Source organism: Streptomyces sp. NBC_00203 (assembly GCF_045206325.1).
Lineage (GTDB): Bacteria > Actinomycetota > Actinomycetes > Streptomycetales > Streptomycetaceae > Streptomyces > Streptomyces lutosisoli.
Genome location: NZ_CP108126.1, coordinates 9,225,361 through 9,242,602, shown reverse-complemented (window position 1 = coordinate 9,242,602; position 17,242 = coordinate 9,225,361). Strand labels below are relative to the sequence as shown.

The 17,242-nt window shown below is 70.7% G+C and carries 13 protein-coding genes; 9 read left to right on the top strand and 4 right to left on the bottom strand.

Features of this window, described 5'->3' with window-relative positions; genetic code table 11:
• Positions 1-10 precede the first annotated feature (10 nt).
• The 4 genes from OG975_RS40945 to OG975_RS40930 all read left to right on the top strand — a co-directional run bounded on the left by OG975_RS40945 (position 11) and on the right by OG975_RS40930 (position 7,387).
• Positions 11-847 (top strand): carbohydrate ABC transporter permease, encoded by an 837-nt coding sequence (locus OG975_RS40945; protein WP_330308814.1) that lies wholly within the window; start codon positions 11-13, stop codon positions 845-847.
• The gene (locus OG975_RS40940) at positions 847-3,768 is read left to right on the top strand and encodes a glycoside hydrolase family 2 TIM barrel-domain containing protein (RefSeq protein WP_406334649.1); all 2,922 of its coding nucleotides are present in this window, start codon (positions 847-849) and stop codon (positions 3,766-3,768) included. Before OG975_RS40945 ends, OG975_RS40940 begins: the two co-directional genes overlap by 1 nt.
• A 37-nt stretch (positions 3,769-3,805) precedes the next feature.
• On the top strand, positions 3,806-5,650 hold the full coding sequence (locus OG975_RS40935) for a LamG-like jellyroll fold domain-containing protein (RefSeq protein ID WP_406334647.1): 1,845 nt from the start codon (positions 3,806-3,808) through the stop codon (positions 5,648-5,650).
• A gap of 69 nt (positions 5,651-5,719) precedes the next feature.
• Complete coding sequence (locus OG975_RS40930) at positions 5,720-7,387, top strand: histidinol-phosphatase (RefSeq protein ID WP_406334646.1); 1,668 nt, start codon at positions 5,720-5,722, stop codon at positions 7,385-7,387.
• 96 nt (positions 7,388-7,483) lie between these two features.
• Here the strand turns inward: OG975_RS40930 and OG975_RS40925 are convergent, their stop codons facing one another.
• From OG975_RS40925 to OG975_RS40910, 4 genes are read right to left on the bottom strand one after another with little or no spacing between them, the layout of a single operon-like run.
• The gene (locus OG975_RS40925) at positions 7,484-7,939 is read right to left on the bottom strand and encodes a MaoC family dehydratase (protein ID WP_406334645.1); all 456 of its coding nucleotides are present in this window, start codon (positions 7,937-7,939) and stop codon (positions 7,484-7,486) included.
• Positions 7,936-9,462, bottom strand: a complete 1,527-nt coding sequence (gene menE / locus OG975_RS40920; RefSeq protein ID WP_406334643.1) for an o-succinylbenzoate--CoA ligase — start codon at positions 9,460-9,462, stop codon at positions 7,936-7,938. The genes OG975_RS40925 and menE overlap by 4 nt, the downstream gene beginning before the upstream one ends.
• Positions 9,463-9,513: 51 nt before the next feature.
• Complete coding sequence (locus OG975_RS40915; protein WP_327433473.1) at positions 9,514-10,389, bottom strand: amidohydrolase family protein; 876 nt, start codon at positions 10,387-10,389, stop codon at positions 9,514-9,516.
• Entirely contained in the window at positions 10,389-11,306 is a 918-nt protein-coding gene (locus tag OG975_RS40910; protein WP_406334642.1) for an SDR family NAD(P)-dependent oxidoreductase, read from the bottom strand. Before OG975_RS40910 ends, OG975_RS40915 begins: the two co-directional genes overlap by 1 nt.
• 236 nt (positions 11,307-11,542) lie before the next feature.
• On the opposite strand from OG975_RS40910, the gene OG975_RS40905 reads away from it, so the two are divergent.
• From OG975_RS40905 to OG975_RS40885, 5 genes are all read left to right on the top strand, one after another.
• A complete protein-coding gene (locus tag OG975_RS40905) occupies positions 11,543-11,971 on the top strand; it encodes a MarR family winged helix-turn-helix transcriptional regulator (RefSeq protein ID WP_406336693.1) in 429 nt (142 codons plus the stop codon).
• Positions 11,968-12,735, top strand: coding sequence for an IclR family transcriptional regulator (locus OG975_RS40900; RefSeq protein ID WP_406334640.1), 768 nt, complete (start codon positions 11,968-11,970; stop codon positions 12,733-12,735). The genes OG975_RS40905 and OG975_RS40900 overlap by 4 nt, the downstream gene beginning before the upstream one ends.
• Positions 12,736-12,853: 118 nt before the next feature.
• A complete protein-coding gene (locus OG975_RS40895; protein ID WP_406334639.1) occupies positions 12,854-14,095 on the top strand; it encodes a sensor histidine kinase in 1,242 nt (413 codons plus the stop codon).
• Positions 14,092-14,760 (top strand): response regulator, encoded by a 669-nt coding sequence (locus tag OG975_RS40890; protein ID WP_406334638.1) that lies wholly within the window; start codon positions 14,092-14,094, stop codon positions 14,758-14,760. Before OG975_RS40895 ends, OG975_RS40890 begins: the two co-directional genes overlap by 4 nt.
• Before the next feature lie 135 nt (positions 14,761-14,895).
• A complete protein-coding gene (locus OG975_RS40885) occupies positions 14,896-17,073 on the top strand; it encodes an MMPL family transporter (protein ID WP_406334637.1) in 2,178 nt (725 codons plus the stop codon).
• Positions 17,074-17,242 lie beyond the last annotated feature (169 nt).

Here is a 17,242-nt window from a genome sequence, read left to right as displayed (position 1 = left end):
GCCCGCAACCATGGCATCCATCAAGGGTTCACGGCAGCGGGGCATCATGCTCCACCTGGTCCTGATCGTCGGCCTGCTGCTCTCGGTCTTCCCGTTCTACTGGGCCGTGATCATGTCGACGCACTCGTCGACCGAGATCTTCTCCTATCCGCCGAAGCTGCTGCCCGGCTCGCACTTCCTGGAGAACGTCCGCCATCTCTTCGACAACGTCGACTTCTTCGGGTCGATGTTCAACTCGCTGCTGGTCGCGGGTTCGGTGACGGTCCTCGTGCTGTTCTTCGACTCCCTCGCCGCATTCGTCTTCGCCAAGTTCCAGTTCCCGGGGCGCCGGGTGCTCTTCGCGCTGATGATGGCGATCTTCATGGTCCCGGCGCAGCTCCAGGCCATCCCGCAGTTCGTGATCATGGCGAAGCTGGGCTGGATCGGCTCGATGACCGCGCTGATCGTCCCGGCGGCGGCCAACGCGTTCGGCATCTTCTGGATGCGCCAGTACATGAAGAGTGCGATCCATGACGAGCTCCTCGACGCCTCGAAGCTCGACGGCGCCGGATTCCTGCGCCAGTACTGGCACGTGGCGCTTCCGGTCGTCCGGCCCGGCCTCGCCTTCCTGGGCATCTTCACCTTCATGGGCCAGTGGAACGACTACGCCTGGCCGCTGATCGCCCTCACCAACCCGGACAACGTGACCCTCCAGGTCGCCCTGTCCCAGCTCAACGGCGTGCACGGCACGACCGACTACGGAATGGTCATGACGGGCGCGCTGCTCGCCCTCGTCCCGCTCCTGATCGTCTTCGCGATCGGCGCCAAGCAGATCATCGGCGACCTCGGCAAGGGGGCCATCCGCTGATGACCGACCCCTTGGTCGCACTCCGCCCCTGGGAGTCACCCGAGGTGACCTCCTGGGGGCGGCTGGCGATGAACGCGGTGGACCGGCGGGCCCAAGCGCCCTCCCTCGACGGCGACTGGCGGTTCCAGCTGCTGCCTGCGCCCGACGCCGCTGTGGGTGACTGGACCCGGAGCGAGGTCCCCGGCGCCTGGACCATGCAGGGCACGGACGACCTGCCGCAGTACACCAACTTCCGCATGCCGTGGGGCGAGTTCCCGCCCACGTCTCCGTCCGCGAACCCGACCGGCGTCTACGAGCGGGACGTGGACGTCCCCGCCGAGTGGGCCGGACGCCGGATCGTGCTCCAGGTCGGTGCCGCCGAGAGCGTCCTGCTGGTCCATGTGGACGGGCGCCCCGTCGGCATCTCCAAGGACTCGCATCTCGCGGCCGAGTTCGATCTCTCGGACGTCGTACGCCCCGGGCGGCCCGCCACCGTACGGCTCACCGTCGTCAAATGGTCGGACGCCTCGCACATCGAGGACCAGGACCAGTGGTGGCACGGCGGGATCACCCGCTCGGTGCTGCTGTACGCCACCGATCCGCTGTATCTGGCCGACGTGACCGTGCGGACCAGGCTCGACGGGGAACTGCGGGTGGACTGCCAGGTGCGGAACGCTTCCGGCGCGCTGCCGGACGGCTGGTACGTCACCGGAGAGCTGGACGGCCAACTCCTCGCGCAGGACGTGGAGTTCGACCGCTTCAACGAGGAGGACGGCCGGGTCTCCGAATTCCTGGGCGAGGCACGGCTGGAGACGGTCGTACGCGACGTCCGCGCCTGGACGGCGGAGACACCCGCGCTGTACGGCCTGACCGTGCGGCTGCACCGCGCCGACGGTTCGGTCGCCGACACCTCGCACCACCGGGTGGGCTTCCGCGAGGTCGAGATCCGCGGCCGGGACCTGCTCCTGAACGGCGAGCGGGTCTACATCCGGGGCGTCAACCGGCACGACTTCCATCCGCTGACGGGACGGACGGTGTCGTACGAGGACATGCGCGCCGACCTGACGCTGCTGAAGCGCTTCGGCTTCAACGCGATCCGCACCGCCCACTACCCCAATGACCCGTCCCTGCTCGACCTCGCCGACGAGCTCGGCTTCTACGTCGTCGACGAGGCGAACATCGAGGCGCACGACCACGCCCACGAGATCGCCGACGACCCGCGCTACACGGCCGCCTTCGTGGACCGCGTCGCGCGGATGGTGCTCCGCGACAAGAACCACCCCTGCGTGATCATCTGGTCGCTGGGCAACGAGTCCGACTACGGCGCGAACCACGACGCGGCGGCGGGGTGGCTGCGCCGCCACGACCCGACCCGGCCCCTGCAGTACGAGGGCGCCGCCAAGCTCGACTGGGCGGATCCCGCGCTCGCGTCCGACATCGCCTGCCCCATGTACGCGCCCGTCGAGGACTGCGTCGCGCACGCCCTGTCCGGGAAGCAGACCAAGCCGCTCATCCAGTGCGAGTACTCCCACGCCATGGGCAACAGCAACGGCACGCTCGCCGACCACTGGGCCGCCATCGAGTCAACCCCGGGGCTTCAGGGCGGTTTCATCTGGGAGTTCTGGGACCACGGCATTCTGCAACGCGTGAACGACGGAAGACCGGCCGGGCGCGGTGGCGCCGGGCTGTATGACAACGGTGTCACGGCACCGGGCCATCGCTGGGCGTACGGCGGCGACTTCGGCGAGACGATCCACGACGGCGCGTTCATCGCCGACGGGGTGGTCTTTCCCGACCGCACGCCGAAGCCGGTGATGTACGAGCACCGGGAGATCGCAGCGCCGCTGCGGCTGGAGTACGCGGACGGCGAGCTCAGGATCACCAACCGCCAGCACTACCGCGGGCTGGAGTGGCTGGCCGCCGAGTGGTCGCTCGCCCTCGCGGACGGCGGCGCTCTCACGGCTCCGGCCGAGCTGCCCGACGTACGGCCTGGCGAGACCGCGTCCGTGCCGCTCCCCTTCGAGCTGCCGGAGGACGGCGGCGAGGCCTGGCTGACGCTGCGTGTGACGACGGCGGAGGACGGGGCGTGGGCACCGCGGGGCACGGAGGTGTGTCTACCGCAGGTCCAGCTGCGGGCCGCCGATCGGGTGCTCCCCGCGCCGCAGGAGGACCCTCCCGTCGAGGTCGCTCTCGATGAGGACGGGCTCCTCGTCCATCCCCTGCTCACCGCCGCCCCCGTGCTGTCGCTGTGGCGGGCGCCGACCGACAACGACGAGCTGGGCGGCGCCGCGGTGCGCTGGCGGACGTGGGGGCTCGACACTCTCGTACGCAAGGTCGTCGGCGTACGCCGTGACGGCGGGAGCGTCACCGTGCTCGCCGAGTACGACACCTGGGCGGGCGTCGTACGCCATGAGCAGGTGTTCACGCGTGTCGAGAGCGGCATACGGATCGAGGAGACCGCCGAACTGCCGGACCGGCTCGACGATGTGGCGCGGGTGGGCTCCGTGTTCGAGACCGTGGCCGGGCTCGATGTCCTGGAGTGGTACGGGCAGGGCCCCTGGGAGTCCTATCCGGACCGGAGTACGGGCGCGCCCGTGGGACACCACTCCGTGCCCGTCGACGCGTTGTTCACCCCCTATCTGCGGCCGCAGGAGAGCGGCGGGCGGCACGGCGTACGGCACTTCACGCTGTCGGCGCCGGACGCCACCGGACTCTCCGTCGCGCTGGACGGGCCGCGCCAGGTCTCCGTGACCCGGTACCGGGCCGAGGACCTGACCGCCGCCGCACACCATGACGAACTGGTGCCGCGGCCCGGCTGCGTCGTGCACATCGACGCCGCGCACCGGGGGCTGGGCACCGCGTCGTGCGGGCCCGACACCTCCCCCGCATACCTCATCGCGCCCGGCACCCACAGCTGGTCCTGGACCCTGCGCGTGCTCTGACCCTTCTCGCATCCCCGCTTTCTCCCATGGAGCAGACGTGTGTACTTCGCATGACCAGGCGACGGAGGCCGAGCAGGCCGGCGCCGGCAGACGCAACTTCCTGCGGGCCACGGCGCTGATCGGCGCGGCGGCCACCGCGACGGTCGCACTCCCCGCGACCGCCCGGGCGGCGACCACGCAGGACAGGAGCCGGCGGCCCGACCCCGAAAGCCGCCGCTTCACGCTCGCCGTCATGCCGGACACCCAGTACCTCTTCGACGGGCCGAGCATCACCCCCGCGCCGATCGAGGCATCGCTCCGCTATCTCCTGGAGCACGGCAAGGACGAGAACATCGTCTTCCTCTCGCACCTGGGCGATCTCACGGAGAACGGCGCGCAGGCCGAATTCGACGCGGCGGGCAAGGCGTTCGAGCTCCTTGACCGGCACGGCGTGGGCTACAGCGTGCTGGCGGGCAACCACGACGTCCGGTCGTCCACCGACGACCAGCGCGGCGCCACTGCCTACCTCGACGTCTTCGGACCGCGGCGCTTCGCGGGCAAGCGCACCTTCGGGGGCGCCTCGCCGGACGGCTACAACACCTTCCACCTGTTCACGGCGGCCGGCCGGGAGTGGCTGGTCCTCGCGCTGGACTGGCGGCTGTCGGCGAAGGGATACGCGTGGGCGAAGGACGTCATCGCCCAGCATCCGAGCGCGCCGGTCATCCTGACCACGCACGAGCTGGTCGTCGACGACGACACCCTGTCCTCGTACGGTCAGCGGCTCTGGGACGAGCTGGTCCACGACCACGACCAGATCTTCCTCACGCTCAACGGGCACTACTGGCCCGCCGCCCGTGCCACCCGCGAGAACGCGGCCGGGAACGACGTCCATCTGCACCTGACGAACTATCAGAACCGTTACTACGGCGGCGCGGCGATGATCCGCCTCTACCGCTTCGACCTCGACCGCAACACCATCGACGTGGAGACGGTCTCGCCTTGGATCCTGGGCCGGGCGGCCAAGGGCCTCAACGAGCTGGAGCGGCAGGAGATCGAACTCAGCGGCGACGCCGACCGGTTCTCCGTCGCCGTCGATTTCGAGCAGCGCTTCTCGGGCTTCGCACCCGTGCCCGCGCGCCCGTCCAGGCCCGCCGCGAAGATGCTGGTCCGGGGCACGGTGGCGTACTGGCGCTTCGACGGGCACGAGGAGGGTACGGCGGTCGAGGGCACCGTCCGTGACCTTTCGGGGCGCGGCAACGACCTGACCGTGGTCAAGGTCGCCGACGGCAACCTCAGCTGGTCGTCGGCGCACCACCCGGACCAGCCGGGGCACGGCAGCCTCGTCTTCCAGGGCGGCAAGCCTCCACTGAAGGGCGCGTATCTGCGGACGGTCGACGGCGCACCCCTCAACTCGGCGACTTTCCAGCGCGGTTACACCATCGAGGCCTTCTACCAGCTCCCCGCCGACTGGGACCCCTCCCAGCACGCCTGGGCCTCGCTGGTCAGCCGTACCGGTACGGGCGGCGGCGCGGGCAAGACCGCCGACGACCCGGACGAGCCGCTCGCCACACTCTCCCTCTCCGACGGACCCGGCCCGCAGTGGGCGGTCCGGCCGCTCGACCAGCAGGGCATCGCCACCAACTGGGGCGACGAGACGGCCCGCGAGCAGTGGTGGCACGTCGCCGTCGTCAACGACGGCTCGCACACCACGATGTACGTCCAGGGCTGTCCGGTCGCCCGCAATCCGCACGCTTCCGCCGTCGGACTCACTTCCCTGGGCCTGCCCTGGCTGCTCGGCGGCTACGAGTACGCGGGGAAGATCGACCAGATTCTGCACGGACGGCTCGGCGATGTGCGCATCGTCGAACGAGCCCTGTCCGTCGCGCAGTTCATGAACCACTGAGCCACTGAGCCGCAGCAGTCGGCCGGCAGTACCCCCAGACTTTCCGACTCCCCGAGGGAGAACGTCCGCATGTCCGAGCAGCAACTGCCCGCCTGGGCCGACCCATCCGTATCCCCCGCCTCGCTGGACCCGCAGGGCATGTCACGGCGCGGGCTGCTGAGCCGTGCGGGCCTGTTCGGGGCGGCCTTCGCGGTCGGCTCGCTCGCGACGCCCGCTGCGGCCACCGCGGGACGCTACGGCGGTGACGACCCGCGTCTCGCCTATCTCGTGGGCGACCACCACATCCACTCCGTCTACAGCCACGACGCGAAGTACACGTTCTCCCAACTCGCCCAGGCGGGCGCCCGGTACGGCCTCGACTGGATGGTGTTCAACGAGCACTCCAACTTCGGGCACGCGAACTACGGCGCCCAGCTGGAGCACCAGGAGATCCTCAAGGCACGTGCCGACAACCCGCGCCAACTGATCTTCCAGGGCCTGGAGTGGTACATCCCGGCCGCCGAGCACGCCACGGTCTTCGCGGCGCCCGGCCCGCACGAGGTGGACCTGCTCACCCAGTTCGAACTCGCCTACGACGGCAAGCTGTTGGGTTACACGGCGGGCTCCCCCACCAGCCCCGACACAGCCCGCAACGAAGCCCACGCGGTCAAGGCGATCCAGTGGCTCGCCGAACAGCGCCGCACCGGATACGTCGACGACGTCCTCGTCCTCGCCAACCACCCCCTGCGCCTCGGCATCGACTCCCCGCACGAGATGCGGGGCTGGCGTGACGCGGCACCCGAGATCATGATCGGCATGGAGGGCGCGCCCGGCGCCCAGGGCGGCGGTATCCCCGGCTGGGTCGGCTCGGGCCAGCAGCGCGGCGAGTACGTCAACAAGCCGTCCGAGAACTCCTTCGCCGGCTACCCGGCGGACGCCTACGTCCTGTACGGCGGGTTCGACTGGATGACGGCGACCGTCGGCGGCATGTGGGACGCGATGCTCGCCGAGGGCAGGCTCTTCACGATCACCACCAACTCCGATGTGCACCGCGTGGTCTTCGACACCTGGAAGAACGGCGACTGGGCGCCCGGGCAGAACTTCGACAACACCGGGCACATCCCGGACCCGGTCAACACCGACACCCAGCAGCCGGGCGGGGACTTCTGGCCCGGCCAGTTCAGCCGTACGCATGTGGGTGTGACCCGCTACGGCTACCGCTCGGTGATGGCGGGCCTGCGCGCGGGCCGGGTCTGGCTCGACCACGGGCACCTGCTGGACGGGCTCGACGTCCGGCTGAAGCGGGACTGCGACCACGGGCCGGGCGTCACCATGGGTGGCCGGCTACGGGTCCGCAAGGGCGAGAGGCTCACGCTGTCGGTCACCGTGACGACCGCCTCCCGCCCCAACCTCCAGGGGATCCTGCCCGAGTTGGCCCATGTCGACGTGATCCGTGGCGCGGTGCGCGGCCCGGCGGCCGACCGCGACGACTGGCGGGCGCCCGACACCAGGGTCGTCCACACGCGGGACGTGAGCGGCCGGAAGGGGACGTACACCCTGCGCATCCCGCTGGTCGCCGGCGACGAGTCCTTCTACGTCCGGCTGCGCGGCAGCGACGGCAACCGCAATGGTGCGGGCTATCTCGGCGCGTCGATCGACCCGCACGGCCCGATACCGCACGTGCCCGGGAACGGTGACCCGTGGGTCGATACGTGGTTCTATGCGAACCCGGTGTTCGTCGATGTGGCTGGCGCTTGACGTAGCGTCAGCGCGGCCCGCTCCGGGCCGAGGCGTTCCCGCCCGGAGCGTGCGTCACAGCCACGGCCACGGCCACGTACCGTCAGCGGTAACCCGTCAGGCGTAGAAGCGCGACAGGCTCTGCAGGACGGCGGCGGGCTTCTGGCCACCGTCGATCTCTATCGTCCCGTCGACGGCGATCTGCACCCCGCCGGGCACGTCCTCGACCGAGGCGAGCTTCGCGACCAGCCGGATCCGCGAGCCGACCTTCACCGGGGAGGGGAAACGCACCTTGTTCAGGCCGTAGTTGACCTTCGTCGACACGCCCTCGACGTCCAGCAGTTCGGTGAAGAGGGGGATGAAGAGGGAGAGGGTCAGATAGCCGTGCGCGATGGGCGCGCCGAACGGGCCCTCGGCCGCCTTCTCCGGGTCGACGTGGATCCACTGGTGGTCGCCGGTAGCGTCGGCGAAGGTGTTGATGCGTTCCTGGGTGATCTCGATCCACTCGCTGGTGCCGAGGTCGCTGCCCGCGAGCTTCTTGAGTTCGTCGAGGCCGTTCACGGTGATGCTCATATGCGCTTCCCTGTCGAGGAGTTGGTGGTGCCGTACCGCGTACGGACACGGGCTTTGAGGAGCTTTCCGGAGGCGGTGCGCGGGAGTTCGTCCGCGATGACGACCGACTTCGGGATCTTGTACTTGGCGAGGCGTCCGGCGAGCGACGCGAGGACGGCGTCCGGGTCCAGGTCGACCCCCTCGCGGGCGACGACCACCGCGCGCGGCACCTCGCCCCACTTGTCGTCGGCGACACCGATGACCGCGCACTCGACGATGTCGGGGTGGGCGAGGAGCAGGTCCTCGATCTCGGCGGGGTAGATGTTCTCGCCGCCCGAGATGATCATGTCCTTGATGCGGTCGACGATGAAGACATAGCCGTCCTCGTCGATCCGGGCGGCGTCTCCGCTGCGGAACCAGCCGTCGGTGAAGACGGCGGCCGTCTCGTCGGGCAGGCCCCAGTAGCCGGGCATGACGTGCGGGCCGCGGACGACCACCTCGCCCGTCTCCCCGACGTCGGCCGGCGTGAAGTCGGGCCGTACGACCCGGACATCGCTGAAGAAGTGCGGCACGCCCGCCGAACCCGCCTTGCTCTCGGCGTGTTCCGCGTCCAGGAAGAGGGTGCCGGGCGCGGCCTCGGTCATGCCGTAGCCCTGGAGGAAGGTGAGGCCGCGCTCCTGGTAGGCGGCGATCAGCGGGGTCGGCACCGGCGAGCCGCCGCAGGTGAGGATACGCAGCGAGGACAGGTCGGCGTCGGCCCAGCGCGGATGCCGGGCCACCTGGTCGAACATGGTCGGCACGCCGAACATGAAGGTGATCCGGTGCCGTTCGATCAGGTCGAAGGTGGCCGCCGGGTCGAAGGACTCGACCAGGACGCAGGTGCCGCCCTTGAGCAGCACCGGCAGGGTGAGCATGTTCAGCCCGGCCGTGTGGAACAACGGGGCGGAGACCAGGGCGCGTTCGTCGGCGATCAGGTCGTGGTCGACGAGGACGTTGACCGCGTTCCAGGTCAGATTGCCGTGGGTGAGCATCGCGCCCTTGGGGCGGCCCGTCGTGCCCGAGGTGTACATGATGATGCAGGTGTCGTCGGCGGTGACGGGCTGGTCGACCGGCTCGTCGGTGGCCCTGGCGATCAACTCCTCGTAGCGTTCGCCCACTTCGAGGAACGTACGGACGTCGGTGTGGCCCGGCAGTCCCGCGACGAGCCCGGCGAGCGAGGGTGCGTACACCAGGGCCTTGGCACCCGAATCGCCCAGCTGGTAGGCGATCTCGGGGCCGGCGAGCCGGGGGTTGAGCGGTACGAACACCGCGCCCAGGGCACCGGCGGCGAAGAGGGTTTCGAGGTACGCGGGATGGTTGGGGCCGAGATAGGCGATCCGGTCGCCGCGGCGCAGGCCCAGGGCGCGCAGGGCCTGCGCGAGCCGGGTCGTGCGCATGTACAGCTCGGCGTAGCTGATGCCGCGCTCGCCGTGGATCAGGGCGGTGCGGTGCGGGGTCTTGCGGGCCCGGCGTGCGGGCCACGACCCCAGTCCCTCATTGCGCATCTGTCTGCCCCTGTCCGTCGTCGCACATGGGATGGCACATGGGGTGGCCCCTTACGGTGTGCTCAGCCCGAGCAGTCGGGCGGCGTTCTCCTTGAGGATCTTCGGCTTGACCTCGTCCTTGATCGGCAGCTTCTCGAAGTCGGCGAGCCAGCGGTCGGGGGTGAGGACGGGGAAGTCGGAGCCGAACAGGACCTTGTCCTTCAGCAGCGTGTTGGCGTACTGCACCAGCTGCGGCGGGAAGTACTTCGGCGACCAGCCGGACAGGTCGATGTGCACGCCCGGCTTGTGTGTGGCGACGGCGAGCGCCTCGTCCTGCCAGGGGAAGGACGGATGCGCCAGGATGATCTTCAGATGCGGGAAGTCGGCGGCCACGTCGTCCACGTGCAGCGGGTTGGAGTACTTGAGCCGGATCCCGCCTCCGCCGGGCACTCCGGCGCCGATCCCCGTCTGCCCGGTGTGGAAGAGGGCGATCGTGCCGGTCTCCTCGATCACCTCGTAGAGCTCGTACGCCACTGAGCGGTCGTTGGGGAAGAAGCCCTGGATGCTGGGGTGGAACTTGAAGCCCTTCACCCCGTACTCCTCGACGAGACGGCGGGCCTGCTTGACCCCCGCCCTGCCGCGGAAGGGGTCGATGGAGGCGAAGGGGATCAGCACGTCCGCGTTGGCGGCCGCCGCCTCCGCGACCTCCTCGTTGGGGACGGGCGCGGTGCCGGTGGCGGACTCGGCGTCCACCGTGAAGATCACGGCGGCCATCTTCCGCTCGCGGTAGTAGGCGGCCGTCTCCTCCAGGGTCGGCTTCCGCTTGCCCTCGACCTTGAAGTAGGCGCTGGAGGCGTCGTGCAGATCGTCGTCGAGCGAGGAGTGGCCCTTCGACGACACCTCGGCATGGGTGTGAACGTCGATCGCGACCAGTTCGTTCAGGTCCATCACGCCTCCGGCAGCTTCGGCGCGGGGATCCCGACGGTCTGCGGCTCGGCGCCGACAGAGGTGGCCCAGGCGTCGGCCAGAGTGTCCGGGGTCCAGCCGCCGTCCGCGTACGCCGCCTTGATCTCCTGCGGATGCGACCAGAGTGCCACCTTGTCGCCGCCGATGCCGATGGCCTGCCCGGTGACGCCGCGGGCGGCCTCGGAGGCGAGGAAGGGGACGAGGGCGGCGCAGTCCTCTGGGGTGCCGAAGCCCTCGCCCTTGCGGAGGAAGCCGGGCAGCGGCGCGCCCTCCCGCATGGCCTCGATGTAGGGCGCGAACGCCGGGATGGTCTCGGTCATCGCGGTCGCGGCGACCGGCACGATCGCGTTGACGGTGATACCGGCGCGGCCCAGCTCCATCGACCAGGTACGGGCCATGGCGGCGATGCCCGCCTTCGCGGCGGCGTAGTTCGTCTGGCCGAAGTTGCCGCGCTGCCCGGCCGGCGAGCCGACCAGGATCAGGCTGCCGCCCTCGCCCTGCTCGCGCATCCGCACGGCGGCGGCGCGGGCGCAGGTGAAGGTGCCCTTGAGGTGGGTGGTGATCACCGCGTCGAAGTCCTCGTCGGTCATCTTCCACAGGACCTTGTCGCGCAGGATGCCCGCGTTGGTCACCAGGATGTCGAGCCGTCCGAACTCCTCCACGGCACGGTTGACCAGGCGGTCGGCGGCCTCGCTGGTGCCGACCGGGACCACCTCGGCCACGGCGCTGCCGCCCGCCTCGGTGATCGCCTTGACGGCCTGCTCGGCGACGGCCTCGTCGACGTCGTTGACGACCACGGAGGCGCCGGCGGCGGCGAGAGCGTGCGCGTAGGCCAGGCCGAGGCCACGGCCCGAGCCGGTGACGACGGCGACCTTGCCGGTGAGATCGATGCTGGGCACGACGGTGTCCCTTCGAGAAACAGATGCGGCTACGAGATCGAAGCTAAGGACAATAATTGTTGACGTCAATAGTTGTTGCCGTTCGACTTGTGCGCCATGCTGTTCCCGTACGGACGTCACTCCGTACCGGAGAAGCACGCAGGACCGCCCCGCCCGGGGCCACGACCAGGGAGCCCGCCATCGCCCGCCAGCCGCACGCCGCCACCCCCGCCTCCATCGACGCGCAGGAGCCGTGGATGCGCGGGCTGCACGCGGACACCGGATATCTCCTGTACCGGCTGGGTCTGCGCTCGGGTCAGTTGTTCAACACGTTTCTGCAGGAGTCGGGGCTGCGCCTGCGCCACTACGCGCTGCTGCGCTTCCTGGCCACCTCCGAGGGCGCGCTCCAACGGGAGCTGAGCACCCGGCTCGGCTATGACCCGAGCGCGATCGTCGGCCTGGTCGACGACCTGGAGAAGCTCGGGTTCGCCGAGCGCCGCCCCTCGCCGGACGACCGCCGCAGCCGGATCGTCGTACTGACCGAGGACGGCCGGTCCTTCCTGCGCGACACCGACGAAGCGGGCCTGCGCGTCACCAACGATCTGCTCCAGCCCCTCGACCCCGCCGAGCGCGAGACCCTGCACGCGCTCCTGCAACGGATCACCGAGACCGAACTCGACTCATGACCACCCTGTCCGCGCCCGACCGTCTGCTCGCCGTGCTCGCCGCCTTCGACCACGAGCACCCGGCGCTGTGCCTGACGGACATCAGCCGCCGGGCCGGGCTCACCCTCACCACGGCCTACCGGCTGGTCGGCGCCCTCACCGAGTGGGGCGCGCTGGAGCGGGACGACGAGGGCGTCTACCACGTGGGCCTGCGCCTCTGGGAGATCGCGGCACTCGCCCCGCGCGGCCTGGCGCTGCGGCAGATCGCGCTGCCGTACCTGGAGGACCTGTACGAAGCGACGCACGAGAACGTGCAGCTTGCCGTCCGCGACGGCTCCGAGGTCGTCTACATCGAGTGGATCTCCGGGCGCTCCGCGGTCGGCGTCCGCATCCAGGTGGGCGCCCGCTGGCCGCTGCACGCCACCGGCGTGGGGCTCGCGCTGCTCGCCCACGGCGACCCGGCGTTCCAGGACGCGTACTGCGACCGCCCGCTCGCCTCCTTCACCCCGCACACGGTCACGGATCCGGCCCGGCTGCGCCGCCTGCTCGCCGAAGTACGGCGCACGGGAGTGGCGGTGAGCAGCCGTCAGGTGACCGACGACGCCCTGTCGGTGGCCGCTCCGGTGCGCGGAGCCGGCGGGACGGTCGTCGCGGCCGTCTCGGTCGTGGTGCCCCAAGTCGACGCGCAGGTACCGGCGTTGATCCCCGCAGTACGGCTGGCGGCGCGCGGGATATCGCGGGCGCTGGGGTGGCAGCCGCAGACCCCGGACACGCCGGGCTCGTAGGGCATCGGACACCTTTGGGAGCTTGCTCGTAGGCCGCCGGTATATCCCTCTCACCGGTGAGGACTTCGACGCGGCCCGGTCGGGATACTGGGACGGCCCTTGCCCCGAGGAGCCGCACATGTCCGCCCAGTCCTGGTTCACACCCGCCGTCCCGCGCTGGCGGGCGGTCGTCTCACGTGTACGGACGACCCATCCGTACGTCGTCGACAGCGCGCTGGCCGCGCTCGTCCTGTTCGCCGCCTCCCTGCAGTGGATGTTCCCCGACGAGGGCGACGACCGGCTGTCGTGGCAGGGGTTCCTGCTGGCGGTCGGCACGGCGGTGCCGCTGGTGTGGCGGCGGCGGGCACCCTTCCTGTCCGCCTGCGCGGTGTCGGTGTTCACGCCCGCCATGGCGCTCTACCACGCGCCGCCGCCGAACGTCGCCTACGGCGGACTGGTCGCGCTCTACACCGTGGCCGCGCTGTGCCCGCCCGCGCGGCGCCGCGTCATGCTGGTGGGCTGGCTGGTCGGTGCCGCGCTGACGATGATGGCCAAGGAGCACGCCCAGCCCTTCGAGTACGCCTTCCATCTGACGAGCTACCTCGCCGCGTACGCGCTCGGGATCCTCACCCGTGTCCAGAGCGCGTACACCGCCGCGCTGGAGGACCGGGCCCGCCGCCTGGAACGGGAGCGCGCCTCCGACACGGCGCGGGCGACGGCGCAGGAACGGGCCCGGATCGCCCGGGACATGCACGACATCCTGGCCCACGCGGTGAGCCTGATGGTGGTGCAGGCCGAGGCCGGTCCCGTGGTGGTCCGCAGCGATCCGGAACGCGCCGAGGCGGCCTTCGACGCGATCGCGACGAGCGGACGCGACGCGATGAGACAGCTGCGACGCATCCTCGGAGTGCTCAAGGAGGAGCAGGCGAACAGGACTTCGGCCCGGCTGCCGCAGCCCGGCATCGCCGCGCTCGCCGAACTCGTCGGCCAGGTGGCGGAGTCCACCGGACTGCGCGTCGACCTGCGCAGGACCGGCACGCCCCGCCCGCTGCCCCCGGACACCGAGGTCGCCGCCTACCGAGTGGTCCAGGAGGCCCTCACCAACACCGTGAAGCATGCGTACGCTTCCTCGGCACGGGTCGAACTGGACTGGACGGAGGACGCGTTGACGCTCACGGTGACGGACGACGGGCGGGGGCCGGTGCGTTCACCGGGCGACACGGGAGCGGTGGCCGCGCCCGGCGGTCACGGGCTGATCGGCATCCGTGAGCGGGCCGCCGCCTGCGGAGGCAGCGCGCGGTCGGGCCGCGGTCCGGGCGGCGGCTTCCAGGTCGCCGTACGCCTCCCGGCCGCCGCCGACCGGCAGGCGGCCCTGGGGTGAGCATCCGCGTCGTGGTCGCGGACGACCAGGAGCTGGTCCGCAGTGGCTTCAGCATGATCCTGGAGGCACAGCAGGACATCGAGGTGGTGGCGGAAGCGGGGGACGGCCTCGAAGCCCTGGCCGCGGTACGGCGGCACACACCCGACGTACTGCTGCTGGACATCCGCATGCCGCGCATGGACGGCCTGGAGGCGGCCCGCCTGGTGTGCGCGGAGTCCGGCTGCAAGGTCGTCATGCTGACCACGTTCGACCTCGACGAGTACGTGTACGAGGCGCTGTACGCGGGAGCGAGCGGCTTTCTGCTCAAGGACGTCCGCCGGGACGACCTGGTGCACGCGGTCCGTGTCGTCGCGGCGGGCGACTCGCTTCTCGCGCCCTCGGTGACCCGCCGCCTGGTCGCCGACATGATCCGGCGCCGCCGCGCCGAAGCCGCCCCGGAACCCGCGCCGGCCCGCCTCGGTGCCCTCACCGCCCGTGAGGAGGAGACCCTGCGGCTGCTCGCCCGTGGTCTGTCCAACGCGGAGATCGCGACGACGCTCTTCGTGAGCGAACACACGGTCAAAACCCATGTCAGCAACGTGCTGAGCAAGCTGGGGCTGCGGGACCGGGTGCAGGCGGTGATCTGCGCGTACGAGACGGGGCTGGTGACACCCGGCTCCCCCTAGCGAGTGAGTCACGGGGGCGCCTCCCCCGTACGACGGAGTCCCCGAAACCGCTCCCCCCGGCGATCCGGTGGCCCCCGTCCGGCACGACGCTGAGTGGCGATGTCACCGACCGCACCTACCGCCGGGAGGCGTACCGTGCTCGCCACGATCTCCCGGGCGGCGACCCGCCGCCCGCTCACCGTGATCCTCGTCTGGCTGCTCATGCTGCTGATCGGCTTCGGCCTCGGCACGGGCGTCTTCGGCCGGCTCGTCGACTCGGTGCCCGATGTCCCGGGCACCGAGTCGGACCGGGCCGCCGCCTACCTCGACCGCGTAGACCCGGACGGTGAGTCGATCACCGCCGTCGTCGCGGGCACCTCGGTCTCCGACCCCGGTCTGCGGTCCCAAGTGGAGCGCACCGTGGCCGACTTGCGTACGGTCGCGGGGGTCGCCGACGTGCCCGACCCGTACACCACCCACGGCCTCACCTCCCAGGACGGCAAGGCCGTCGTCATTCCGGTGTCGCTCAAGGGCGGCATGAACGACGAGGACGAGAAGAAGGCCGTGGACACGGCGGCCGAGCACATCCGGCGGATCGACGCGCCCGAAGTCCACGTCAGCGGCGGCCCGTTGCTCGGGCAGCAGATGGGCGACCGCGCCCAGGAGGACGTACAGCGGGCCGAGTTGATCTCGCTGCCGGTGGTCCTGGCGCTGCTGCTCGTCGTCTTCGGCGGGCTGCGGGCCGCCGGGCTGCCGCTGCTGATCGCGATCAGCGGAGTCGCGGGCGCGTTCCTGGCGCTCTTCGCCTTCAGCCAGTTCACCGACATCTCGGTGTACGCGATCCAGGTCACCACCATGCTGGGGCTCGGACTCGCCGTGGACTACGCGCTGTTGATGGTGGTCCGCTTCCGCGAGGAGCGGCGGCACACCGACGACGTCATCGAGGCCGTGCACCGCACCGTCGCCGGCGCCGGGCGGACCGTCCTGTTCTCCGGGCTCACCGTGGCGGTCAGCCTCACCGGGCTGCTGGTGTTCCCCAGCCCGTTCCTGCGCAGCATGGGTCTGGCCGTGGCCGCCGTGGTCGTCGTCGACATGCTCGCCGCGGTCACTCTGCTGCCGGCGCTGCTGGCACGCTTCGGGGCGCGTATCGCACCGGCGCGCGCACGTCACGAGGACGCCGGTTCCAAGGCCGCTTCCAGGTTCGGCTTCAAGGCCGGTTCCAGGCTCGGCTTCACGTCCGACGCCGACCCCGACACCGAAGGCCGCCTCTTCGCCCGCCTCGCCCGCTTCGCCACCCGCCGCCCCGCCGTCGTCCTGGCCACCCTCGTCCCGGCCCTGCTCGTCCTCGCACTGCCCGTCGCGGGGATGAAGATCAGCATCGGAGACGCGAAGCAACTGCCCTCCAGCACCGAGGCACGGCAGTTGTACGACACCGTGGACGCCCACTTCCCGCCCGGCACCGGAGTCTCGCCGGTGACCGTGGTGGTGCGCCCCGGCGCTGCCCCGGACACCGTGGCCCGGATCCGCGCCCTCTCGGAGACCAGCGACTCCCGCGCCCTTCCCGGCGGCGCCACCCTGGTGCACCTCCAGCCGACCGGCGGCGTCGACGGCAAGGCGGCGACCGACCTGGTCGAGCGTGTACGGGAGGTACGCGGGAGCGAGCCCGTCGAGGTCACCGGTGTCGCGGCCCGGCTGGTCGACTTCCGGGAGATGCTCGCCGAGCGGGCGCCCTGGGCGGCGGTCACCGTTCTCGTCGGCATCTTCGCGCTGCTCTTCGCCTTCACCGGCTCGGTGCTGATCCCGCTGCGGACGATCGCGACCACGCTGCTCAGCCTGGGCGCCGCGCTCGGTGCGGTGGTCTGGGTCTTCCAGGACGGCCATCTGGCCGGGGCATTGGGCGCCGAAGGCCTCGGCTCGCTCAGCCTGACGGCTCCGCCGCTGATCATCGCGATCGCCTTCGGACTCGCCATGGACTACGAGCTGTTCATCCTCGCCCGGATGCGCGAGACCTGGCTGAAGACCGGCGACCACCACAAGGCCGTCGTGACCGGCCTGCGCCGCTCCGGGCGTGTGGTCAGCTGCGCCGCGCTGCTCCTCGCGATCGTCTTCGGCGCGTTCATGACCGGCGGCTTCTCCCCCATCCTGCAGATCGGCCTCGGGCTGACCCTGGCCGTCCTGATCGACGCGACCGTCGTCCGGATGCTCCTCGTACCGGCGACGATGGCGCTGCTCGGGAAGCGTGCGTGGTGGGCGCCGGGGGCGCTGCGGCGGGCGCACGACCGGTTCGGGGTGAGCGAGGAAGCAACGGCCCGGCCCCAGCTGACCGGCGTCTGAGAAGAAATTTCCTGAAGGCGCCATCCAGGACGCGCTCTCGGACGTATCCCTCTTGGGGGATGCATCCAGGAGGAAACTTATGGCGATCTTCAGTCACCTCATTCCAGCAAAGCGCCGTGACCACAAGATGGACACGACCTCAAGGCGCGACGACACCACCGGCAAGCGC

Bases quoted from the DNA above. Each gene is read 5' to 3' on its own strand.
- OG975_RS40945 (WP_330308814.1), top strand. From the start codon at position 11: ATGGCATCCATCAAGGGTTCACGGCAGCGGGGCATCATGCTCCACCTG.
- OG975_RS40940 (WP_406334649.1), top strand. From the start codon at position 847: ATGACCGACCCCTTGGTCGCACTCCGCCCCTGGGAGTCACCCGAGGTG.
- OG975_RS40930 (WP_406334646.1), top strand. From the start codon at position 5,720: ATGTCCGAGCAGCAACTGCCCGCCTGGGCCGACCCATCCGTATCCCCC.
- OG975_RS40925 (WP_406334645.1), bottom strand. From the start codon at position 7,939: ATGAGCATCACCGTGAACGGCCTCGACGAACTCAAGAAGCTCGCGGGC.
- menE (WP_406334643.1), bottom strand. From the start codon at position 9,462: ATGCGCAATGAGGGACTGGGGTCGTGGCCCGCACGCCGGGCCCGCAAG.
- OG975_RS40915 (WP_327433473.1), bottom strand. From the start codon at position 10,389: ATGGACCTGAACGAACTGGTCGCGATCGACGTTCACACCCATGCCGAG.
- OG975_RS40905 (WP_406336693.1), top strand. From the start codon at position 11,543: ATGCGCGGGCTGCACGCGGACACCGGATATCTCCTGTACCGGCTGGGT.
- OG975_RS40900 (WP_406334640.1), top strand. From the start codon at position 11,968: ATGACCACCCTGTCCGCGCCCGACCGTCTGCTCGCCGTGCTCGCCGCC.
- OG975_RS40895 (WP_406334639.1), top strand. From the start codon at position 12,854: ATGTCCGCCCAGTCCTGGTTCACACCCGCCGTCCCGCGCTGGCGGGCG.